Raw genomic sequence first — 21805 nt, 5'->3', positions numbered from 1 at the left:
CTTTATCACTTACGTCGGACCGCACTATTAGCGGCCCTCTACGTGTTGACGGTGTGCCCGGGGCACGCGTGCCTTAGCTCCAGTTCGCAGCAATTACAGGATTCAAAGACGCCTGGTAGTCCGGAGGCAACGTAGTTTGACCAACTGCGGGCGGCGCAAATGACGCCATCGCAGAAACTAACGCGTCTACATTGCTATCCACGAGAACCTTTCCATCGGACGTTTTAAATTGCTCGACGTGATATGCATTACCGGAATACCAGTTGCTGACAGTGATCTTGTCCGTCGTGCCGATGATACTCACCTCCAGATCCGAACCGACATGACGGAACCAGAGTTGGCTGTCGGTGATATCGGCTCCCAGAGATAGTACGTCTGTGTTCCCTGGATTGTAGTCATAGTCGCTAACTACATCCGTACCGGAGCCGCGGCCAAACAGATAGGTATCGTTGCCATACCCACCGTCCAGGGTGTCGTTGCCGGCACCGCCGTCGAGTACGTCGTCACCATTGCCGCCAGACAGGGTGTCGTTGCCGGCACCACCGATCAGCGTGTCGTTGCCGTCACCACCATCGAGATAGTCGTTGCCATCCCCGCCGTCGATGTAGTCGTTGCCCCCTTGGCCATAGACGGTGTCGTTGCCACCCTGTGCATAGATGGTGTCGTTGTCGGTGTAGCCGACCAACCGTTGGTCGGTGTCATCACCCGCCAGTGCCTTGGCCTTGATGGTGGTCAAATCCCAGATGGTGCCGTCGCTGAAGGCGATCTGCTGCACCGGGTTGTACGGGTTGGTCGGGCTGTCCCAGTAGAAGAACATGCTGGCGGTGATCTTGTCGCTGGTGCCAGCGATCGACAGCACCAGGTCCGAGCCCGAGCGGCTCACCACCACATCAGCAGGCGACACGCCTTGCTTGAACTGCACCGTGCTCAGCTTGCTGGCCGAGGTGTCGTAGTAGCCGCCGTTGATGACGTCCTGACCATCACCCTTGCCGAACAGGTAGGTGTTGTTGCCGTAGGCGCCGTCCAGGGTGTCGTTGCCGGCACCGCCGTCGAGTACGTCGTCACCATTGCCACCAGACAGGGTGTCGTTGCCGGCACCACCGATCAGCGTGTCGTTGCCATCGCCTCCATCCAGGTAGTCGTTGCCGTCGCCACCGTCGATGTAGTCGTTGCCCCCTTGGCCATAGACGGTGTCGTTGCCACCCTGTGCATAGATGGTGTCGTTGTCGGTGTAGCCGACCAGGCGCTGGTCGGTGTCGTCACCGGCCAGTGCCTTGGCCTTGATGGTGGTCAAATCCCAGATGGTGCCGTCGCTGAAGGCAATCTGCTGCACCGGGTTGTACGGGTTAGTCGGGCTGTCCCAGTAGAAGAACATGCTGGCGGTGATCTTGTCGCTGGTGCCAGCGATCGACAGCACCAGGTCCGAGCCCGAGCGGCTCACCACCACATCAGCAGGCGACACGCCTTGCTTGAACTGCACCGTGCTCAGCTTGCTGGCCGAGGTGTCGTAGTAGCCGCCGTTGATGACGTCCTGACCATCACCCTTGCCGAACAGGTAGGTGTTGTTGCCGTAGGCGCCGTCCAGGGTGTCGTTGCCGGCACCGCCGTCGAGTACGTCGTCACCATTGCCACCAGACAGGGTGTCGTTGCCGGCACCACCGATCAGCGTGTCGTTGCCGTCACCACCATCGAGATAGTCGTTGCCATCCCCGCCGTCGATGTAGTCGTTGCCCCCTTGGCCATAGACGGTGTCGTTGCCACCCTGTGCATAGATGGTGTCGTTGTCGGTGTAGCCGACCAGGCGCTGGTCGGTGTCATCACCCGCCAGTGCCTTGGCCTTGATGGTGGTCAAATCCCAGATGGTGCCGTCGCTGAAGGCGATCTGCTGCACCGGGTTGTACGGGTTGGTCGGGCTGTCCCAGTAGAAGAACATGCTGGCGGTGATCTTGTCGCTGGTGCCAGCGATCGACAGCACCAGGTCCGAGCCCGAGCGGCTCACCACCACATCAGCAGGCGACACGCCTTGCTTGAACTGCACCGTGCTCAGCTTGCTGGCCGAGGTGTCGTAGTAGCCGCCGTTGATGACGTCCTGACCATCACCCTTGCCGAACAGGTAGGTGTTGTTGCCGTAGGCGCCGTCCAGGGTGTCGTTGCCGGCACCGCCGTCGAGTACGTCGTCACCATTGCCACCAGACAGGGTGTCGTTGCCGGCACCACCGATCAGCGTGTCGTTGCCGTCACCACCATCGAGATAGTCGTTGCCATCCCCGCCGTCGATGTAGTCGTTGCCCCCTTGGCCATAGACGGTGTCGTTGCCACCCTGTGCATAGATGGTGTCGTTGTCGGTGTAGCCGACCAACCGTTGGTCGGTGTCATCACCCGCCAGTGCCTTGGCCTTGATGGTGGTCAAATCCCAGATGGTGCCGTCGCTGAAGGCGATCTGCTGCACCGGGTTGTACGGGTTGGTCGGGCTGTCCCAGTAGAAGAACATGCTGGCGGTGATCTTGTCGCTGGTGCCAGCGATCGACAGCACCAGGTCCGAGCCCGAGCGGCTCACCACCACATCAGCAGGCGACACGCCTTGCTTGAACTGCACCGTGCTCAGCTTGCTGGCCGAGGTGTCGTAGTAGCCGCCGTTGATGACGTCCTGACCATCACCCTTGCCGAACAGGTAGGTGTTGTTGCCGTAGGCGCCGTCCAGGGTGTCGTTGCCGGCACCGCCGTCGAGTACGTCGTCACCATTGCCACCAGACAGGGTGTCGTTGCCGGCACCACCGATCAGCGTGTCGTTGCCATCGCCTCCATCCAGGTAGTCGTTGCCGTCGCCACCGTCGATGTAGTCGTTGCCCCCTTGGCCATAGACGGTGTCGTTGCCACCCTGTGCATAGATGGTGTCGTTGTCGGTGTAGCCGACCAGGCGCTGGTCGGTGTCGTCACCGGCCAGTGCCTTGGCCTTGATGGTGGTCAAATCCCAGATGGTGCCGTCGCTGAAGGCAATCTGCTGCACCGGGTTGTACGGGTTAGTCGGGCTGTCCCAGTAGAAGAACATGCTGGCGGTGATCTTGTCGCTGGTGCCAGCGATCGACAGCACCAGGTCCGAGCCCGAGCGGCTCACCACCACATCAGCAGGCGACACGCCTTGCTTGAACTGCACCGTGCTCAGCTTGCTGGCCGAGGTGTCGTAGTAGCCGCCGTTGATGACGTCCTGACCATCACCCTTGCCGAACAGGTAGGTGTTGTTGCCGTAGGCGCCGTCCAGGGTGTCGTTGCCGGCACCGCCGTCGAGTACGTCGTCACCATTGCCACCAGACAGGGTGTCGTTGCCGGCACCACCGATCAGCGTGTCGTTGCCGTCACCACCATCGAGATAGTCGTTGCCGTCGCCACCGTCGATGTAGTCGTTGCCCCCTTGGCCATAGACGGTGTCGTTGCCGCCTAGCGCATAGAGGACATCATTTCCTGAAGTCCCCGTTAAATTGTCTGCACCATTGGTTCCACCGCTCGCTCTCGCGACTATGTCCGTCATGCTCCAGATGGTGCCGTCGCTGAAGGCGATCTGCTGCACCGGGTTGTACGGGTTGGTCGGGCTGTCCCAGTAGAAGAACATGCTGGCGGTGATCTTGTCGCTGGTGCCAGCGATCGACAGCACCAGGTCCGAGCCCGAGCGGCTCACCACCACATCAGCAGGCGACACGCCTTGCTTGAACTGCACCGTGCTCAGCTTGCTGGCCGAGGTGTCGTAGTAGCCGCCGTTGATGACGTCCTGACCATCACCCTTGCCGAACAGGTAGGTGTTGTTGCCGTAGGCGCCGTCCAGGGTGTCGTTGCCGGCACCGCCGTCGAGTACGTCGTCACCATTGCCACCAGACAGGGTGTCGTTGCCGGCACCACCGATCAGCGTGTCGTTGCCATCGCCTCCATCCAGGTAGTCGTTGCCGTCGCCACCGTCGATGTAGTCGTTGCCCCCTTGGCCATAGACGGTGTCGTTGCCACCCTGTGCATAGATGGTGTCGTTGTCGGTGTAGCCGACCAGGCGCTGGTCGGTGTCGTCACCGGCCAGTGCCTTGGCCTTGATGGTGGTCAAATCCCAGATGGTGCCGTCGCTGAAGGCAATCTGCTGCACCGGGTTGTACGGGTTAGTCGGGCTGTCCCAGTAGAAGAACATGCTGGCGGTGATCTTGTCGCTGGTGCCAGCGATCGACAGCACCAGGTCCGAGCCCGAGCGGCTCACCACCACATCAGCAGGCGACACGCCTTGCTTGAACTGCACCGTGCTCAGCTTGCTGGCCGAGGTGTCGTAGTAGCCGCCGTTGATGACGTCCTGACCATCACCCTTGCCGAACAGGTAGGTGTTGTTGCCGTAGGCGCCGTCCAGGGTGTCGTTGCCGGCACCGCCGTCGAGTACGTCGTCACCATTGCCACCAGACAGGGTGTCGTTGCCGGCACCACCGATCAGCGTGTCGTTGCCGTCACCACCATCGAGATAGTCGTTGCCATCCCCGCCGTCGATGTAGTCGTTGCCCCCTTGGCCATAGACGGTGTCGTTGCCACCCTGTGCATAGATGGTGTCGTTGTCGGTGTAGCCGACCAGGCGCTGGTCGGTGTCGTCACCGGCCAGTGCCTTGGCCTTGATGGTGGTCAAATCCCAGATGGTGCCGTCGCTGAAGGCAATCTGCTGCACCGGGTTGTACGGGTTAGTCGGGCTGTCCCAGTAGAAGAACATGCTGGCGGTGATCTTGTCGCTGGTGCCAGCGATCGACAGCACCAGGTCCGAGCCCGAGCGGCTCACCACCACATCAGCAGGCGACACGCCTTGCTTGAACTGCACCGTGCTCAGCTTGCTGGCCGAGGTGTCGTAGTAGCCGCCGTTGATGACGTCCTGACCATCACCCTTGCCGAACAGGTAGGTGTTGTTGCCGTAGGCGCCGTCCAGGGTGTCGTTGCCGGCACCGCCGTCGAGTACGTCGTCACCATTGCCACCAGACAGGGTGTCGTTGCCGGCACCACCGATCAGCGTGTCGTTGCCGTCACCACCATCGAGATAGTCGTTGCCATCCCCGCCGTTCTCGATGTCGTCGCCCCTACTGCCGATTGTCGTGTCGTCTCCGCTCCCGCCCACATAGATCCCAGAGGAACCTAGGTGACCGTCCATGAATGCCGCGCCGCTTCCCGCGTGAAATTCATTGACTCCTGCACCGCCGACAAACGATGCCCGTCCGCTACCACCAAAGAAATACTGGTTCGAGCCCGCTGTTGCATCGACCGAGACATCACCCTTCCCGGCAAGAAAGACATTGTTAGTGCTGCCCTGGCCCGCAACAGCCCGACTAGGATCAGTGCTGTCAAGCAGGAATACGCCGCTGGCCTCTCCATTCTGACCTGTTGCAACCGGCTGACCAGCATTCGCAAAATGAATCGTGTTGCCCCCCGCCTCCAGCTTATCCAGTAGGCTGCGCTCTGCAAGGCCGCTGACCATCTTGATAACCTGGGGTGCGATTTGAACCCCAACTTGCGACAGCAACCTGCCCCCATAGCGAAGCAAGTCCGCAGCGTCCTCTGTAGCTGCGACTGGGTCCTGCTCGTACCGGTTCTGCAGCAGCGTGGACACTTCCGCCGCCCCCTGCGTCAACGCTGCATCGGCATATTCCACTAGCCGCGTCTGCAATACCAGGCCGCTATAAACCGATTGCAACAGCGCATCGTAGCTCTGCTGCAGACGATCCATCTGCTGCGTAGACAGGCCAATCTGAAGCACCGTAGGTTCAAGTAACGAAGGCGCTGGCGCCCCTGAGCCTGAATACGCACTGGTACTGCCGTCTGGGTTGACTGCTGAGAATAACGCCCGGTTGTGCCCCCACATCCAGCTGGAATCAGCGGAGAATAGCGTCTGCCCATTAAACGTTTCCAGAACATCGACCATATGGACCCACTTGTTATAGTCGTTGGTCCAGTTGCTCTTGGAAATCAAGGTATCGAACCCCAGGTCCTTTCTTTGATACTGCTCTACGCCGGCAAACGTATATTCGTAGTTAATACTGTTGTTCGCATACGTGTTGCGCTCCATCATTGGCGAGAAACTGCTGGTTGCAGCCCATGCATCCACCAACGCAGGTAGCAATGCCATCTGATCCGCGCGCGTACCTGCGACGGCGTATTGCTTGAGCAAGGCCGCAAATGTGTCGGAGCGCGCAGCCGCTTGCTGGGTATCACGTACCTGACCGCTGCCACTCAACAATGGCAGGGCAGCCTGCTCCACAGTCAGCGGCAGCTTATCTGTGAACGTCGTGTAGAACCCGTTGGTGACAAGATTCGCTTCCAGCATCTGCGTTTGGTGCCCGTCCGCCCAGGTGACAGTGGCAACACCGGTGGCAACATTGCCGCCACCCATATTCTGGAAAGTCGAACGCTCGCTGGTCAGATCGATATCCTTAACACCCAGCTGACTGAGCAATGTCACCTCACTGCCCTGCTCCATGCCGTCCTGGTTAGCATCCACCCACACCGCAAGCTGGTTGAAGGCTGCATCGTCGCCATTAATATGACCGTCGCCATTGCTATCTTGGGAAGCAAGCGCGCTAAAGCCGTCCTTGGCCAGCGTGCCATCTGGCAAGGCGCGCGCATCGCCGAACAGTTGCGCTCCGCTAGTGACCGCACCATCCGCCGTGTTAACCAGGAAACCACCGGAATTGATCCAACCAACGGCTTCTTTTTGGCCACTATTGGCGAGATCAAACTGTACGTTGCTCCGGTCTACACCAACTGCTGAGATCCCGTTCCCTGTGTCCAATACGAGAGGATCTCGACCGCTATCGAATAGCGCGCCGCGAAACGCTTGGTTAACTCGCGCGTCGATCTTTCCGACCAAACTTACTAAAGCATCATCGCCTATCGCACTAGCAAAGAGATCAAATAACTTCTTCCATCCATCAAATATATTCGCCCCAAGCTTATCCCCCGCGTATGCCGCGGCACCAACAGCAACAAATACCAGAACAGCGGCCGGCGCACCTACGATTCCCAATGCAGCGACCGCCGCAGTTACAAGACCCGCCGCAATCTCCGCACCTGCTATAGCCCCGCCAACTCCCGCTGCAGTAACACCAAACGAGTTCCAGTCCCCTGAGTCAATTGCATTGTTGAGGCCAATCGCAAGATTGGTTGCATCAACTAATGTGCCCCCGACCGCCGCAAGGTTGGCGCGAGAGGCCTCTCTTACCGCCGTCCCTATGCTTTCTCCGTACCGAGTGTATGCCTCTGCACCACTTTCTCGCATACTCTCAATGTTACGCATCATGGTAGATGCAATGTCACTTAGCGCCGCTCGCTCCGCAGCAGTACCTTGCCCCTCTGCCAGATTTGTCAGTCCTCTTGCATAGTCCGCAGCCAAATCAGCCATCTGCCTACCCAAGGCCTCATATTGAGCAGCAGACCCGGCTTGCTTGGATATCCAGTCTGAGGAGCCCGAGATTGCGTTTGTCAGCCCCGTCCATAGAGACGAGAGATCATTTGACATATTCGACAGCAATCTTTGAAGAGAATCGTAATCGATCAATTAATCACCCATTTCAATGTACGTGAGATGAAATTTGTTGCCTCAAACAGCACCCAAATCCAAAAAGCACAAAACAGAACAAAAACCCCACTGACCCAGAGCAGCAGAAACAACCTATCTTTTGACACCGCCTCAAAGAACCAAAAAGAAAACTGCCCAGTCGACACACGAAGCTCAAGGAAATATGGCGCAGCCAAAAACATAATCGCCGCAAAAAAATAGATTACGCGCGAGGTCAATGATTTACTAATTGCGGCACCCCGGAATTTCTCCACATCAACTTTTGCGAAGCACACTGCAACACCAAATATCAAAGATCCAATTAGTGCCCCAGCATATGACATCGCTGCAGCCATTGGGAATGCAGATATTGAAGCCACATAAGCGACGTCCGCCATATGCGAGATCGTAGAACAAAGCAAAGAGTGCAGACCACAGTCCAAGGGAGCAGGAAAAAACAAGGCCACGGCGGCCAGCACGCAAAGCTCCACGCATCCAAATACTTTCAGAGCAGAAGCTGGAAGCCAAGCAAACCAAATGGAATCGGATTTCATAAGAGACTTATTTTTCTGAATTTAAGAAGTGCCCACGCCCAAGCCGGCCGACTACTGCCAACAACCGAAGCCGCGCCGACTGCCATTCGGATATGCCGCGAACCCTCTCCTGTAGTGCATCCGCGAGCGCCGATTGCGTCGACAGTAACTCCAGAATGTCGGCTGCCCCCTTCGTATAGCGTTTTTTCGACGACGCCATCGCGGCTCGTGCGGACTGGAGCAGCACGTCAGAGGCTTCCAAATTGCCCAAGGCCGAGATGGCGTCGGCATGAGTCTTGATCACGTCGATCAAGATTTGATGCTCGGTATCCTCGAACTGGGCGGCACTTTGCTCTGCCTGCGCTGTCGCACCTTGCACCTTGTAGGTTCGTGTGAAGCCTTCAAACAGCGGAATCGTCAGTGTCACGCCGACGGTAGTGACCGTGCTGCGTGTGCCCTGCAGTCCCTGGTTCGGGTAACCGTTCTGATAGATGTTCCCCGTTAGATCAACCGTCGGTAAACCTTCGTCGCGGACTTGTCGAATCTTCGCCCTAGCCGCTTCCCACTGAGCACGCGCAGCGGCAATCGCTGGGTGCTTTGCCTTGGCTTCCTCCAACCAACCGGCCAGATCTTTAATAGAATCAGTCGTCGTGGTTTCGGGCATATCGGATAACTCGATTGATTCGCCCGGAGGTAAACCAGTGGTGTAGACAAGCGCAGCCAGTGCTTTGCTGTAGTCCGCCTTTGCCCGCTCCGCCGCCAACTGCGCCTTGGCCCAGGCAGTGCGGGCCTGCAGGGTGTCGTTTTGGCCAGCGGCGCCGCGGTGCTCCCGCCGCTCTGTCGCTTCAAGCGTCTCTCGTGCAAGGCGCAGTGATTCAGCTCTTGCCATCGTTGCTGAGCGAGCGGTCTGCGCATCGAAGTACGCTTGCACTACCCCTGCGATCGCCTTCTGCAATGCTGCGTCATACGCGGCCAACGCAGCGGCCAATAGTGAATTGGCCGCTTCGCGGTTGGCGGCCCGTGTACCGAAATCGAAAATGCGCCAAGTGAGCCCCGCATGCAGGGTGTGGCCATCCGTCGAATTATTTGCCTGTGACTGGCCTGGAAATTCGTTGCGTGAGTGCAGTTGCGACAGTGTGGTGGTCACATTCGGCAAATAGGCTGCGCGGGCCTCACCCACAGAACCAACCTGGATCTTGATTGCCGCCCAAGCCGCCTTGACCTGCGGGTTGCTGCACAAGGCCAAATCAACCGCTTCATCCAGAGGGAGCGGGTGATCAAATGCAGGCCCAGTCCGGCAAGTGATGGGGCTGCCATCGCCCGGCAAAGTCACCCCTGTGTCCAGCACGGGCGGTCGTGCATTCAAGGGATCGTCTAGCGCGGCAGACCAACTCCATGGCATTGCTGGAAGCGCATGCAGCAAGCTCCACGCGACAATCAATCCACTCACGACTCGCCTTGGCGCCACTATTCCTACAACCTTAGCGCTCATGCAAACTTTCCCGTCCATGCTGAATCAGCGGTGACAACACATACTCGATCACGCGCCGCGTACCCGTTTTAATATCGACCGTCGAACTCATGCCAGGAGTCAATGCCACTTGCTCGCCCTCGACATCGAGTGAACGCTTGTCCAGCGCAACCTTGACCGAGTAGATCAGACCTTTCTTTTCATCCTGGATAGCATCGCGCGACACATGCGTGACGTGTGCAGGCACGGTGCCGTACTTGGTGTACTCGAAGGCGTCGATCTTCACTTGCGCTTCCTGCCCTTCCTGCACGAAGCCGACGTCCTTGTTTTCCATGAAGGCTTCGACCTCGATGACGCCCTGCTGCGGCACGATCTGCATGAGGGGCTGGGCCGCCGGCACGACCCCGCCGACGGTGTGCACCGTCAACTGCTGGACGGTTCCATCCACCGGCGCCACGAGCTTTAGCAATTCGCTGTGCACACCCGCACGGCGCGCGTCCTGTGACGATTGCCCCAGGACCTTCTTGGCCTCGTTCAGGCTGTCCTGGGCAACGCGGCGCGTCTCCGCTGTGAGGGCAGCTTTCTGGTTGCGGGCGTCGACCAGTTGACCCTCGAGGTCGACCCGTGCCTGTTCCTTTTCCAGGTAGGCATGGCGTGAGACATCGTGACTTTCAGCCAGCTCGGCGTAGTCCCGGGCGCGCTGGGCTGCCAGCGGCAGCGCTTCGCCATAGCGGTGGATCGCGCCATCCAGCCGGTTCAACTTGGCGATGTAGTCGCGCCACTGGTCCATCAAGTACTGCTCGGCTTCGCTCCAGCGCTGCTGGGGAACACCTTCAACAGGAGGCAAGCGCGGATCCTTACCGCTGTCGATCGCATCGAGCAACGCACGCGAGCGTGCTGCCTGAAGGCTGGCCAACTGTTCATCACCGATAGCCTTGTCGCGCTCGCTGTCGCTGGCGCGCGCATCAAGTTCGACCAGCAGATCCCCTGCCTTGATAGCTTGCCCCTCCTGCACATACAGCGCCCGCACGCTGGCCACCTCCACCGAGGCAATCGTCTTGGTGCGATCCGACGGGATGATCTTGCCCTGGGCATTCACGATGATGTCGATCTTGCCTAGAGTGGACCACGCGATCAGGACGACCATGAGCAGCATCAGGATGCGCGCCACCCAACGCCCTGCCGGCGAGACGGGCTGAGCCTGCAGCGACAACGCCGCCGGCAGGAATTCGGCCTCGTGCACCTCAAACTTCGGCAGGCTCAGGGCATCCCGGTTCTGCCAGGCGTGCCGGAATACAGCCCCATAGTGCTGCCGTAGTTCTTTCCAGGCTTCCAAGCGGTGTCGCAAGCTCATACCGCGCCTCCCTGCTGGAGGGAGTAAAGGTGCGAGTAGATACCCTGCGGGTTCGTGAGCAGTTCTTCATGACTACCCATTTCCGCGATCTGACCGCGCTCCATGACGATGATGCGATTGGCTTCCCGCACGGCGGATAGCCGATGCGCGATGATCAGGACGGTGCGGCCCTGGCAGATCCTGCGCATGTTGTCCTGGATGATCTTCTCGGACTCGTAGTCCAACGCGCTGGTCGCTTCGTCGAAGATCAGGATGCGCGGGTTGGTAATGAGCGCTCGGGCAATGGCGATGCGCTGGCGCTGCCCACCGGACAACCCCGTGCCATGTTCGCCAACAACGGTGTCATAGCCCTCCGGCAGCTCGCAGATGAAGTCGTGCGCGCCAGCCAGCTTGGCGGCTTCGATGATGGTCTCCAGGCGAGCCGCGGGGTTCGTCAAGGCGATGTTGTCGCGGATCGAACGGGTGAACAGGGTGTTCTCCTGCAGCACAACGCCGATCTGCTGGCGCAGTGAGGCTGTGTCGATGATCGCGATGTCCTGGCCATCGATCAGCACGCGGCCGCGCTCGGGCACATAAAGCCGCTGGACCAGTTTGGTAAGAGTGCTCTTACCGGAGCCCGACCGACCAACAATACCGATAACCTCGCCGGGGGCGATCGCTAGCGAGAGCCCTCGGATCACGTCTGGCGCGTCCGGGCGGTAGCGGAAAGCCACTTGATCGAAGCCGATGGCGCCGGCCAGCTTGGGTAGACGGGACTTCTGCCCGGCGACCTCCGTGCGAGCGTTCAGGATGTCTCCCAGGCGGCTCATCGAAATGCCGACCTGCTGGAAGTCGTTCCATAGCTGTGCGAGGCGCAGGATCGGCGCGGACACTTGGCCGGACAGCATGTTGAAGGCGACAAGCTCCCCCACCGTCATCTTGTGGTCGATGACCAAGCTGGCGCCCAGCCACATGATGCCTGCGGTAACGAGTTTGCTGATTAGCGTCACGCCCCCACTGGCAATGGTCGAGACGTTGGTGACGGCAAGGCCCGCCGTCACGTAAGAGGCCAATTGCTGATCCCACTTTTGGGTCCAGCGCGGCTCCACAGCCATAGCCTTGACGGTGTCGATACCGCTGATGGTCTCGACCAGGAACGACTGGTTCTCCGCGTTGCGATTGAACTTGACGTTCAGGCGCGCTCGGATGATGGGCGTGAAAATGGCCGACAGCGCGATATACAGCGGGATTGAAACCACCACGATCAGCGTCAGCCAGGCGCTGTACCACAGCATGACCGCCAGGAAGATGAACGAGAACAGCAGGTCCAACATGACCGTCATGGCGTTCCCGGTCAGGAAGCTGCGGATGTTCTCCAACTCCCGCACGCGGGCCACCGAATCCCCCACGCGTCGCGCATGGAAATACGCCAGTGGCAGGCTCAGCAGGTGCCGGAACAGGCGTGCCCCCAACTCCACGTCGATCTTGCTGCTAGTGTGTGCAAAGACCCAGGTGCGGATACTAGTAAGCGTGACCTCGAACAGGTTTGCACAGATCAAGCCGATGGCGATCACGTTCAACGTCTTCATGGCGTGATTGACCAGCACCTTATCCATCACCACCTGGAAGAACATCGGCGTAACCAAGCCGATAATCTGCAGCGTGAGCGAAATCAGCAGCACCTCGCCCAGCAGCTTGCGGTACTTGACCACGGCCGGTACGAACCAACTGAAGTCGAACTTGGCCATCTCTCCGGCGAAGCTGGCCTTGCTTGTGCACAAGACCAGTTCGCCCGACCAGAGCGCGAGGAAGTCCTGCAGGGACAGTACGCTGGGTGGGTTGCCTGGATGCTGGATCAGGACACGCGGCGAGCCGTTGCCTGTGTCGTACTTGCCGACGATGAAGTAGCGGCCGGATTGGTCGATGCCTATGGCTGGTAGCGGCGCGCGATCCAGTCGCTCTAAAGGCTGCCGCACCAGCTTGGCGGACAGACCGAGCTGTTTGAAGGCCAACAGCATGGTCTGCGTGTCGAACTTGCGGTGGCCGAATTCGTGGCGTAGCTGGGCTTCTTCTGCGGCAATGCCATGTAGGCTTGCCATGATGAGGGTGCAGCTTAAGGCCGTATCAAGACCGTTTGCAGTGTCCTCGCCACCTTGGGAGGACACCGGATCAATTGTGGTTTGAGTCATTGGCGTCTGGGACAAACACGACGTGGACGCTTGCTGCCGTAATCAGCATTTGGCGCGAGATAAGTTAATGAGTTTTGTATTACGCCGAATGCAAATTCACTGGCCCTTCTGTGCACGCGAGCTTCAAAATTTCCCCATAGCGCTGCACACCGCATTGAGAGCTATATGTAGACGCCGTCATTCTGGCTGCCTGCCGGAGCGCGTCGTACCGTTGCGGTATTGCTAACGCAGACAGAACGCTATTGGCAATCTCAATCGGCTTAAAGAAGTCCACCGGCAAGCCGTTCCCACCGTGCTGCAGAACCTCCTCCACCGGAGCCGTACGCGACCCAATCACCAAGCATCCACTAGCCATTGCTTCGAGCAAGGACCACGACAGCACAAATGGGTATGTGAGATACACATGTGCCGCTGACACCCGGAGAACGCGCTTGTAGGTCGCGTAAGACACCTTCCCAAGAAAATGCACGCGACTCATATCGACTGGGTTTTCTCGCAATAGCTTCTCTCGCCAGTTGGCAGCATCCGACGGCGAATTGCCATAGCTGACGCCGTCGCCACCCACAATAACCACTTGGCAAGACGAGTGCTCTTGCAGAATGTGTGGCAGCGCCCGCATAAATTGATGGAAACCTCTGTAGGGCTCCAAATTGCGCGCCACGTAGGTGACGATGGGCTGCCCCGCACTCAACGTATTCCCATTCGGCAACGTCAAAGTGGCTGCGGGGTCAGGTGCCAGTTGATCGACCGGGATTCCCTCATGGGCGATCACGAGTTTGTCCCGGTACGCCTGTGGGTGGAGTTGATGTTGCCAGTGGGTGGGCGTAATACCGAGATCGCACTGCTCCAGATTCAATAGATGCAGGGCGTTGCGGACACGAATTTGTGCCGCTCCATCGATACTGAGTGGAAACTCTGGGTCAAAGGCAGCATCGGCGCCTTTCGAGCGATAGTAGTACTCGCAGAAGTGCACCAACTTGGCGTCGGGGAATGCCTCTTTGATGAAGAGAGATTCCCCCCAGCCCGGATGCGCAATGATGACGTCCGGACGATAACCTTTTGCCTTTAGATCCAGTAGGATGCGCAGGACCGCCTGCCCGTGGAGCACGCAGTCCTCATAGCTTCGGACGTAGTGATGTGTCTCAGTTCGCGCTGTTCTGTGCGGGCTGTACCGTATCAATTGGACCCCAGGGATGCCCGGGGCTGTGTCGCGCCCAATTGCCAGGACCTCCCAGTCAGGCGAGTCAGCCAGATGTACCGCAATATGGCGAAACTGTCCGGGAAAGTTCTGGTGGAGGAACAGCACTTTTGTAACCGACATCCCTGCCGGGACTTTGCGTTGCAAAGCGACGTGTATTTTGGCGTCGTGACGCGGCGGAGCAACCGTTTGCTTTGATCGGCATTGATCGCGCGAAAAAATGCCCGCTCCCATGGGCTCCCCATCCCTTAGCGAATCGTGGCCGCGCGTCACCAAGAGGCATGTGCTCTGCCTGGAACTCGAGGTCTTTCTCGCGCTGCACCTTAAAATTGTGTGAATCCTAAGGTTAAGTGCACGTCCTTGAATACCCCACATGGGGTCTATTTTCCGGGCGAGTCGTTTCTTTATTTTTACTTCTGAAATCAAAATTCCTTTTCACAGATCCCACTTTGTCTCCATGGAACCCTCTCTCGGCCGCCTTACAGCTGCTTACGGGCAAAATGTCGCGTCGGGCCAGCAGGCGGCCGAATCTGGTCCATTCGAATGAGCGGGCTTGGCGAATGCGCAATCCGCGTTCGCCAACAAAACGGGATTGCGGACGGCAAAGAAAAGCGGCTTCCCACTGGGAAGCCGCTTCGGTACTGGTGCGGCTGCAGGACTCGAACCCACTACCTGATGGCTACAAACTTCCTTGTAAATCAATAAGTTATCGATAGACAAGGGAACGTGACCGCAACCAGGCACAACCAAAAGTACTTTGCATTCAGTAAGTTAGCGAAAGGTACCGAAGGGCAAGAAAAACCTGTGTGTGTACCCCTGGCGTACCGCACCACAGCCTCGTTGGGGGGGCGATTACATCGTCCGGCTGGTGCGCCCTACACTACGCAGCGTTTTGGGAACGTGGTTCGACGTGCCCATGGCGCGTTGCTGGCGGCGTCTGTTACCGGCCAGTTCCCGCCTGCAAGGCGGTCTGCTACGCGGTTTTTGAACTCTGCGGCGAATTCGCTGCGGTGACCGGCACTAGGCTTGCTCGTACCCATGCTTCATGAGCCTGGGAGATATCGTCACAGCCCACCGCGCAAAACTGGACATCGCGGGCCTGATCAGCCGACAACTCGCCAACGCGCACAACATCATTCGCCAGCATCAAGGTCGCAAGGTCAGCGGTTTTTAGTTCATAGAACTGGCCCAGGCAGATCCAAGTGCACTTGGGCAAACAACACGATCCCCGAGGCAGATAGAACGCAGGGAAGCGATTGCCAGATTGACAGCCAAAGTCGTTCCTATATCTGTCACCTCGCGAAGTCGTCTTAACAGCAACGAGCCTCTCGTCTTGGTCTGCAAGGACCACAAGATACTTGTCCGCAGTTGTGCCGTCCTCAAAGCGGAAATTCTTATGGAGCAGAATGGAGCCGCAAGGGACCATTTATTTTCCTTGCAGGGCGCCAATCATTTCGAGATGGTCTGCAGCCACCCTTCGTATAGCGTCGGCTTCCTGAGCCCGCACTGCGAGCTCGTACGGAATCTTCCCGCTGTCACGCTTCTGGACGTTGTAGACCTGGTGCCATGGAAGGTTCTCCAGGTGTGTTGCCTCAATCATCTCGTCTGCGTCTGCGGTCTTGAACTCGGTGGCTAGGCGCTCGAGTAGACGCAGCTCGCGCTTGGAGAAGTGCGACGCATCGAATTCGGCAATCGGCGTAACGGAGAGCATGGGCTTCTTACCCGCACGCACGGAACGTTGGCCGAATCGAATCTTCGTCGCCCAGTCGTCCCCCGGATTGTCCAGCTCGTGGTAGAGATCGGTCGGTACTGGGCCCATCTTCCAAGCGGAGTAGTCCATCCCCGTGACAGACCTACCTGTGTCTCGATAGTGTTCGAAGTCGAGGAAGTACAGAAGCTTGAACAGCTTGGTCTTGCCCAGCTTCTCCACGTGACTTGCGAAGAAGCAAACCGCCTCAATCAGTTTTTGCCGCTCATGACTTACCAGCATGGGGGCTCCTTGATTGAATAAATATGGCATTGCGCGCACTTACGCCGCGCATTGCTCTTTGGCTGTGCACCATATAGCAAAGCTGTACCAGCCACAATCCGTCGAGCGGAAGAAAATTGCCGCACTGTTGGTTCAACGCAAATTAGTCTCAGCCAACCCGACGGCATTTGCCGCTACCCGACCTTTCAAGGCCGATGCCGGAAGAGAAAAACACTCGGGTTCGTGAACTGGCAGGCCCGAGTCGCAGGCACAATTGGGCATAAGGCCCGCTCTCGGTCGCTCCCGGCTTGGAGAAAGCAATGGACACCCCCCGTGACGATGACACTGCTCGGTCGTTGTATGAACTGTTCGGGCCGCCCCTGCGCCGTGAGCGCAGGCTGCAGTGCTTGACGCTTTACGATCCGTCGACCCGCATGTATCACCTGTACCGACTCGGCTTGGCCGGCCTGGTGCAGATTCGCACCCTCGGGCCGGTCAACGTGCGCGACGCTAAGCACATCGAACAGTCGTTTGGGGAGGACGAGGCATGACCCGCGATGAGCTGATTGCAGCGGTGCCGATCCGGGAGTCCCAGGGCCATTTGTACGTGCGCATGGACGACGTGCCTGAGCCATGGCGGCAGCAGTTTGCTAAGGCGATGATAGGCAGCGCGTTCGTTGCGGTCCAAGGCGAGACGTGCATCACCCCGCATGCCCACGATTGGGATGCGTGGGTGAATGACCGGTGGGGCGGCCGCCCCGGACCGACTGGGCTCTCCACAAGGAGAAAAACCGGTGAATAGGGACGATCTGCAAAGCTTGCTCATGCACCAAGAGGCGGTGCGGATGGTTCGTGCCGATCCGTCGCTGGAAGCTCGGGCCCTGGAGATCCTGGAGCGCTGGGATACGGTGGCCTCCATTCGCTCCAAGCCGCTGCGCGATGAATGGAAGCGCATCATTGCTGAGCGCAACTGGAAGCTGGCCTTGGAAGAGTCCGAGCGTGGCCAGCAACTGCGCCAAGCCTCTCCCATGGCGAGCCTGCTGCCCGAACAGGTCCGGCTCGACATCATCCAGTCCGCGCGTGCCATGCATGCATCCAAAGGGCCGCGCAGCCCGTGGAAGACGCGCTATTTTGTCGATACCGAGTTCACAGACTTTATTGATTGCCAACTCATCAGCCTGGCAATCGTGAGCGAGGATGGGACCGAGTTCTACGGGGAGGTGTCGGACTTCGAACTGTCCGCGTGCAGCCAGTTCGTGCGGGCGGCTGTGCTGCCGCAGCTCGGCCAGTTTCCCAGCCGCTCGATGCCGGCCGCGCAGTTGCGCGACGAGCTATTGGCGTGGCTGCTCGCCGTGCCGGCAAAGGCCAAGCGCGTATTGTGCTTCGACTATCAAGGCGACTTCGACCTGGTGCTCGATCTGCTCGATGGTGAAATCCCCCCTGGGTGGAAGTGCGAGCACGTAGGTCGCCGGCTTGATATGGAACGCCTAGAAACGTACTTCCGTGAGCACGGTGGCCGGCATCACGCGCTGCACGATGCGCGCGCCAATGCCTTCGCTTTTTTCTGACGACTGCACCAGGCTCTAGAGGAAAAGAGGCTCGCCGAGCTTTTGGCGCCGTAGCGCCTCTTCTATGGCGGCCTCCTCACGCCGGTTGGCCTCAAGGCGGCCTTCCTCAGTCTCCGGTCCACGCAGCGCTTCAAGCTGCGATAGAACCGCCCACCCACATCGCCACCGCCCCTCGTGGGTTACCTCCACGAACTCCGGGTCCTGGTCGCAGCGCACCCGCTTTTCTTGGTCTGCCATATCACTACCTTCGGATACGTGAGCCGATTTGGGAGTCATTTCCCTAACGCCACCTTGCCAACTATTGTTTGCCAACCCGTCGCGCCCTGCCCAGCCCGGTCGAGCGATGGGCAAGTTACACGCAGTCCTGCGGGCCCTTCTAAGGGCTCATACGTGAGCCGATTTGGGAGTCATTTTCCCTACCGCCACCTTCCCAACTATTGTTTGCCAAATCGTCGCGCTCTGACAGGCCTAGTCGAGCGATGGACAAGTTACACGCAGTCCTGTGAGCCCTTCTAAGGGCTCATACGTGAGCCAAAGTGGGAGTCATTTCCCTACCGCCACCTTGCCAACTATTGTTTGCCAAACCGTCGCGCTCTGCCGTGCCTGATGGAGCGATGCCGAGTTACACACAGTCCTGTGGGCCCTTCTATGAGCTCATACGTGAGCCGAAGTGGGAGTCATTTCCTTCGTCCTTGCGGCTTCCGGCGCTGGCCGCCTGCTCGAACCGCTTGTTCGTGCTCGCCACGGCCCGCTGCCATGAAGTCGCTCCCAAATTGGGCGAACTTCTCCATCACCCCAGGGTAGAGCGCAGGTCCAGCGGTTGAAGTTGGGGTGATGCGCAACCATTCGCCCAAGACCTGCTGCACGCAGTGTTGGCACAAATCGAGACTAATCGTGCTGCCATCGCCAAACACAGAATCAAAGCCGCAGGCCTGGTCAAACGATAGGCGCTCCTGCCACTCACCCGGCTCCTCGGGAGTCAGGCGACGTTTGCAACGGTCGCAGGTACACGAGACCACCCCTTTGACAGTCCGGCGTTTGTATTCGCGCATGGCAATCCTGGATGGAGAATTTAAGGCTTCGCCTGTTATGTCTGCCTGGCCTCGCTGACCCTAAGGATCGCCCGCCGAGCTTCCAGGATCACTGGCAGCAGGTCCGCCTCGGGCGGCGCAATGCCGTGCTTGATCATTGCCGCGTGCAGCGCCCGCACTTCACGGGTGATCGCACTTAGCGCTAGCACAGCCTCCGTTTCGTGATCCACATCCGCTTTGCGTCCCAGAGCTGCGCGGCGCGCGAACTCGGACACGTCCATCTGCCGCACGGCAGCGGCCTTTTTTATCTTTAATTCTTCGGCCGCAGTCACCCGCATCACGATCCGCTTGGAGCGCTTCTCTGCCTCTTCTTTGGTCGTGAATAGTTTGGTCATCGGCACCCTCCAGGTCATGAACTTCAGTTTAGCCGGGTGTTGGGGTCTCGGGGCAAAGCCCTGAGTGACTGCGACGGGCGCGCAGCGACCTAGCGGTCAGGATCAGTTGCGTGCCGTGAGGCACACAACTGGCATCCTGCCCTTCACCATTCCCCAATTCCGGCGAAAGCGCAGCAAAGCCGGTTCACTCGGGTTGAATCTAGTTTACTGACGATGAAACCTCGCCGAATCTGGTTTTCTTGCGAGGCAGACACCGCGAAAGCAGATGAAATTTTGCGACCGCCAACTGCATTACCTCGGCCTGCAAAAGATTTCGTACAAATTGTTACATCTTTTTTGATCTCAAATTAATCAACGACTTACACAAGCCGAAGTCGACTTAACTGTTAATAATTAACAGTTAAGTCCGCTTTGCAAAAGATCGGGGACTTTACGCAGGCTACGGAACGCAGTTGAATTCGGTTCATGGCAAGCGAACGAAAGTACCCACTAGACGAATTTTTTCGATCCACGGCCCCGGCAGGGAAGGGATCTAAGCTCATTGATTTTTGGCCAGAGATTGAATCGGCGCGCGTCAAGAAATACACGCTTTCCCAGATTTGCGAATGGCTCGCACGCAACGATATTTCGGTGACTATTCAAGGCCTATCAAAATTCATCCGAGCCCAGGAAGCTAGGCGACAAGCCGAATTGGAATTGCAATCCAAGCCACCGAGCAAGCCAACCGCCAGCACTTCAATACCACGTCTAAATAAACCACCTAGCAATCCATTGAAGCGAATCGAAGGCGCCAGGGGCGCAGACTCATTTAGCCCAATACCTAAACCCGTAGAAATTGAGAAAGACTGACATGAACAACGTGCACATGATCCTGCAAGGCAAAGGCGGCGTAGGAAAGTCACTTACCGCCGTGCTTGTTGCGCAATACCTCAAAAGCATAGGGGCAAATGTCCTTTGCGCTGACACCGACCCGGTGAACGCGACCTTTACGCAATACAAGAGCCTTGATGTTACTCACGTCGACATTGCTAAGAATGGAACGGTACTGCAAACGGGATTTGACCCTTTGATGGAAGCGGTTCTCAGCAGCGAAGCAGATTTCGTTATCGACAATGGCGCGGCGACGTTTCTTCCACTGACCAAGTATCTCGCCAATAACGACATCTATAAGATCTTCGAAGATGCCGGAAAGAAGGTTTTTATTCACACAGTGATGACGGGTGGCCAAGCGAAGACGGACACCTACAACGGCTTTTGCGAGCTGGTTGGCAAGACTAGCGGTAATGCGAAGATCGTTGTCTGGGAAAACGAGTTCTGGGGACCCGTCGAATACAACGGTCACACGATCGAATCAACTAAGCCTTATAGGGAGGCCGAACGCGCTGACAGGATTGCGGGGCGCGTGAGGATCGAGGACCACAGCCATGACGATGCGATGGTTACCGCGATTTCAGCCATGACATCGGCCCATTTGACCTTGGTTGATGTGAATGCTTCACCCGAGTTCAATTTCCTTGTGAAGAACCGACTCAGCAAATTTGTCGGCGCAGTCTTCACGGAACTCAAGAAGATCAACTGGCAATGAAACCGGAACACGCGATACCCATGCTGGCCGGTAGGGGCCACAAGTTGACCACGGACGAACCGCTGCTCATCTTGCTAAAGCTTGTGGATAGGGAAGAACTAATCCGCCATCTTCCACAAGATCGAAACCGGGTTAAGAGGCTCCTCATGGAGCACGGGTACAGGATCGGTGACGACGATCCGCTATTCCTCGTGCTCGATCTGCTGCAGATCCAATACTTTTCGCTTGTGTCCAGCATCAAGCTCACGGAACGCAAGGCGTCCCGCAAGCATGGGCCGATGGCCGCTGCTCTGAGTGCCGCAGTCGGACTCGTAGGGCTGATCGCTGGCATCTGGTTGTCTTATGGGCACGTCGAGCCGTCCTATGTGGCAGTGGGTGCGATCTCATTGGCGCTTGCTGGCCTGGGGATCGGGTGCGGATGGCTGGTCTGGAAGCGAGGTCTGCCCGATGGCACCTGACGACTTCGTCCAGTCTCTCCAGCAGATCCGCGCCGAAGTGCAGGCGTTGTACGCCATGCAATGCATGGCCCGGATCGAGCTGGATCAGTGTGTTCAGTCCGTATTTGGACTTATCGACCAACAGATCAGCGCGGCTGTGCGAGCCAGCGTCTCCAACCTAATTCAAACCGCCAGGGAGATGAATCGTGAGGTAGTGCCGCCGAACAGACTGCACGGCCGGTATTTTGGCGTGGTTTTGGACCGCAATATCTTTGGACTTCTAATCGCAAACCGGACAAATACCGCCATCGTCATCCCACTATCCGACATACCCAGCTTGGACGAAGAGCCGACGACGGGCGATCAGATAGCCGCCACCTACTCAGATGGGAGATGTGAAATAACGATCCGCACCTGACAAAAAGCGAAGCGCCCGAACTGCAGGAACAGTCGGGCGCCTCTAGCCGAGACAATCCAGGACCACCAGATCGACACATGGCCGCTGAAATTCTACCCGCTACGACGCAGTTGGCAACCCAATACA

At 58.2% G+C, this 21805-nt stretch carries 17 protein-coding genes; 8 read left to right on the top strand and 9 right to left on the bottom strand.

What is annotated here, in order from left to right; genetic code table 11:
* Nucleotides 1-73: 73 nt before the first annotated feature.
* A complete protein-coding gene (locus ACEN9T_RS10520; protein WP_413707691.1) occupies nt 74-5152 on the bottom strand; it encodes a calcium-binding protein in 5079 nt (1692 codons plus the stop codon).
* Between the two features lie 1044 nt (nt 5153-6196).
* On the opposite strand from ACEN9T_RS10520, the gene ACEN9T_RS10515 reads away from it, so the two are divergent.
* Nucleotides 6197-6766: a hypothetical protein gene (locus ACEN9T_RS10515; RefSeq protein ID WP_413707690.1), complete on the top strand. Its 570-nt coding sequence runs from the start codon at nt 6197-6199 to the stop codon at nt 6764-6766.
* A gap of 782 nt (nt 6767-7548) precedes the next feature.
* Here the strand turns inward: ACEN9T_RS10515 and ACEN9T_RS10510 are convergent.
* The 5 genes from ACEN9T_RS10510 to ACEN9T_RS10490 form a co-directional block, all read right to left on the bottom strand.
* Complete coding sequence (locus ACEN9T_RS10510) at nt 7549-8106, bottom strand: hypothetical protein (RefSeq protein WP_413707689.1); 558 nt, start codon at nt 8104-8106, stop codon at nt 7549-7551.
* A gap of 7 nt (nt 8107-8113) precedes the next feature.
* Entirely contained in the window at nt 8114-9535 is a 1422-nt protein-coding gene (locus tag ACEN9T_RS10505; RefSeq protein ID WP_413707688.1) for a TolC family protein, read from the bottom strand.
* A 31-nt stretch (nt 9536-9566) separates the two neighbouring features.
* Nucleotides 9567-10910, bottom strand: coding sequence for an HlyD family type I secretion periplasmic adaptor subunit (locus ACEN9T_RS10500; protein WP_413707687.1), 1344 nt, complete (start codon nt 10908-10910; stop codon nt 9567-9569).
* Nucleotides 10907-13078 (bottom strand): type I secretion system permease/ATPase, encoded by a 2172-nt coding sequence (locus ACEN9T_RS10495; RefSeq protein WP_413707686.1) that lies wholly within the window; start codon nt 13076-13078, stop codon nt 10907-10909. Before ACEN9T_RS10495 ends, ACEN9T_RS10500 begins: the two co-directional genes overlap by 4 nt.
* Nucleotides 13079-13157: 79 nt before the next feature.
* Nucleotides 13158-14399 (bottom strand): glycosyltransferase family 4 protein, encoded by a 1242-nt coding sequence (locus ACEN9T_RS10490; protein WP_413708438.1) that lies wholly within the window; start codon nt 14397-14399, stop codon nt 13158-13160.
* Nucleotides 14400-15321: 922 nt separating this feature from the next.
* On the opposite strand from ACEN9T_RS10490, the gene ACEN9T_RS10485 reads away from it, so the two are divergent.
* On the top strand, nt 15322-15450 hold the full coding sequence (locus ACEN9T_RS10485; RefSeq protein ID WP_413707685.1) for a hypothetical protein: 129 nt from the start codon (nt 15322-15324) through the stop codon (nt 15448-15450).
* Between the two features lie 252 nt (nt 15451-15702).
* Here the strand turns inward: ACEN9T_RS10485 and ACEN9T_RS10480 are convergent, their stop codons facing one another.
* Nucleotides 15703-16266, bottom strand: a complete 564-nt coding sequence (locus tag ACEN9T_RS10480) for a Panacea domain-containing protein (RefSeq protein ID WP_413707684.1) — start codon at nt 16264-16266, stop codon at nt 15703-15705.
* 299 nt (nt 16267-16565) lie between these two features.
* On the opposite strand from ACEN9T_RS10480, the gene ACEN9T_RS10475 reads away from it, so the two are divergent.
* From ACEN9T_RS10475 to ACEN9T_RS10465, 3 genes are read left to right on the top strand one after another with little or no spacing between them, the layout of a single operon-like run.
* Nucleotides 16566-16796: a hypothetical protein gene (locus ACEN9T_RS10475; protein ID WP_413707683.1), complete on the top strand. Its 231-nt coding sequence runs from the start codon at nt 16566-16568 to the stop codon at nt 16794-16796.
* Nucleotides 16793-17047, top strand: a complete 255-nt coding sequence (locus ACEN9T_RS10470; RefSeq protein ID WP_413707682.1) for a hypothetical protein — start codon at nt 16793-16795, stop codon at nt 17045-17047. Before ACEN9T_RS10475 ends, ACEN9T_RS10470 begins: the two co-directional genes overlap by 4 nt.
* Before the next feature lie 22 nt (nt 17048-17069).
* The gene (locus ACEN9T_RS10465) at nt 17070-17813 is read left to right on the top strand and encodes a hypothetical protein (protein WP_413707681.1); all 744 of its coding nucleotides are present in this window, start codon (nt 17070-17072) and stop codon (nt 17811-17813) included.
* 677 nt (nt 17814-18490) lie between these two features.
* On the opposite strand, the gene ACEN9T_RS10460 is transcribed toward ACEN9T_RS10465, so the two are convergent.
* Together ACEN9T_RS10460 and ACEN9T_RS10455 are read right to left on the bottom strand one after the other, a co-directional pair.
* Nucleotides 18491-18865, bottom strand: coding sequence for a hypothetical protein (locus ACEN9T_RS10460; RefSeq protein ID WP_413707680.1), 375 nt, complete (start codon nt 18863-18865; stop codon nt 18491-18493).
* Between the two features lie 35 nt (nt 18866-18900).
* A complete protein-coding gene (locus ACEN9T_RS10455) occupies nt 18901-19239 on the bottom strand; it encodes a plasmid mobilization protein (protein WP_413707679.1) in 339 nt (112 codons plus the stop codon).
* A gap of 850 nt (nt 19240-20089) precedes the next feature.
* On the opposite strand from ACEN9T_RS10455, the gene ACEN9T_RS10450 reads away from it, so the two are divergent.
* The 3 genes from ACEN9T_RS10450 to ACEN9T_RS10440 all read left to right on the top strand — a co-directional run bounded on the left by ACEN9T_RS10450 (nt 20090) and on the right by ACEN9T_RS10440 (nt 21679).
* Entirely contained in the window at nt 20090-20824 is a 735-nt protein-coding gene (locus ACEN9T_RS10450; protein WP_197335094.1) for an AAA family ATPase, read from the top strand.
* A 146-nt stretch (nt 20825-20970) separates the two neighbouring features.
* Nucleotides 20971-21282: a hypothetical protein gene (locus ACEN9T_RS10445; RefSeq protein ID WP_197362770.1), complete on the top strand. Its 312-nt coding sequence runs from the start codon at nt 20971-20973 to the stop codon at nt 21280-21282.
* Nucleotides 21272-21679 (top strand): hypothetical protein, encoded by a 408-nt coding sequence (locus tag ACEN9T_RS10440; protein ID WP_413707678.1) that lies wholly within the window; start codon nt 21272-21274, stop codon nt 21677-21679. The genes ACEN9T_RS10445 and ACEN9T_RS10440 overlap by 11 nt, the downstream gene beginning before the upstream one ends.
* The last annotated feature ends 126 nt before the right edge of the window (nt 21680-21805 follow it).

Origin of the sequence: Ralstonia sp. Ralssp110 (genome assembly GCF_047325135.1) — a bacterium.
GTDB lineage: Bacteria > Pseudomonadota > Gammaproteobacteria > Burkholderiales > Burkholderiaceae > Ralstonia > Ralstonia mojiangensis.
The sequence above is the reverse complement of the archived record's forward strand: the minus strand, read 5'-3'. Positions and strand labels throughout refer to the sequence as shown.

Excerpts from the sequence above, each read along its gene's own strand:
- ACEN9T_RS10480 (WP_413707684.1), bottom strand. The coding sequence starts at position 16,266 with ATGCTGGTAAGTCATGAGCGGCAAAAACTGATTGAGGCGGTTTGCTTC.
- ACEN9T_RS10490 (WP_413708438.1), bottom strand. The coding sequence starts at position 14,399 with ATGTCGGTTACAAAAGTGCTGTTCCTCCACCAGAACTTTCCCGGACAG.
- ACEN9T_RS10520 (WP_413707691.1), bottom strand. The coding sequence starts at position 5,152 with ATGGACGGTCACCTAGGTTCCTCTGGGATCTATGTGGGCGGGAGCGGA.
- ACEN9T_RS10465 (WP_413707681.1), top strand. The coding sequence starts at position 17,070 with ATGCACCAAGAGGCGGTGCGGATGGTTCGTGCCGATCCGTCGCTGGAA.
- ACEN9T_RS10470 (WP_413707682.1), top strand. The coding sequence starts at position 16,793 with ATGACCCGCGATGAGCTGATTGCAGCGGTGCCGATCCGGGAGTCCCAG.
- ACEN9T_RS10500 (WP_413707687.1), bottom strand. The coding sequence starts at position 10,910 with ATGAGCTTGCGACACCGCTTGGAAGCCTGGAAAGAACTACGGCAGCAC.
- ACEN9T_RS10440 (WP_413707678.1), top strand. The coding sequence starts at position 21,272 with ATGGCACCTGACGACTTCGTCCAGTCTCTCCAGCAGATCCGCGCCGAA.
- ACEN9T_RS10510 (WP_413707689.1), bottom strand. The coding sequence starts at position 8,106 with ATGAAATCCGATTCCATTTGGTTTGCTTGGCTTCCAGCTTCTGCTCTG.
- ACEN9T_RS10455 (WP_413707679.1), bottom strand. The coding sequence starts at position 19,239 with ATGACCAAACTATTCACGACCAAAGAAGAGGCAGAGAAGCGCTCCAAG.
- ACEN9T_RS10450 (WP_197335094.1), top strand. The coding sequence starts at position 20,090 with ATGAACAACGTGCACATGATCCTGCAAGGCAAAGGCGGCGTAGGAAAG.
- ACEN9T_RS10475 (WP_413707683.1), top strand. The coding sequence starts at position 16,566 with ATGGACACCCCCCGTGACGATGACACTGCTCGGTCGTTGTATGAACTG.
- ACEN9T_RS10445 (WP_197362770.1), top strand. The coding sequence starts at position 20,971 with ATGGAGCACGGGTACAGGATCGGTGACGACGATCCGCTATTCCTCGTG.
- ACEN9T_RS10495 (WP_413707686.1), bottom strand. The coding sequence starts at position 13,078 with ATGACTCAAACCACAATTGATCCGGTGTCCTCCCAAGGTGGCGAGGAC.
- ACEN9T_RS10485 (WP_413707685.1), top strand. The coding sequence starts at position 15,322 with ATGAGCCTGGGAGATATCGTCACAGCCCACCGCGCAAAACTGGACATC.
- ACEN9T_RS10460 (WP_413707680.1), bottom strand. The coding sequence starts at position 18,865 with ATGCGCGAATACAAACGCCGGACTGTCAAAGGGGTGGTCTCGTGTACC.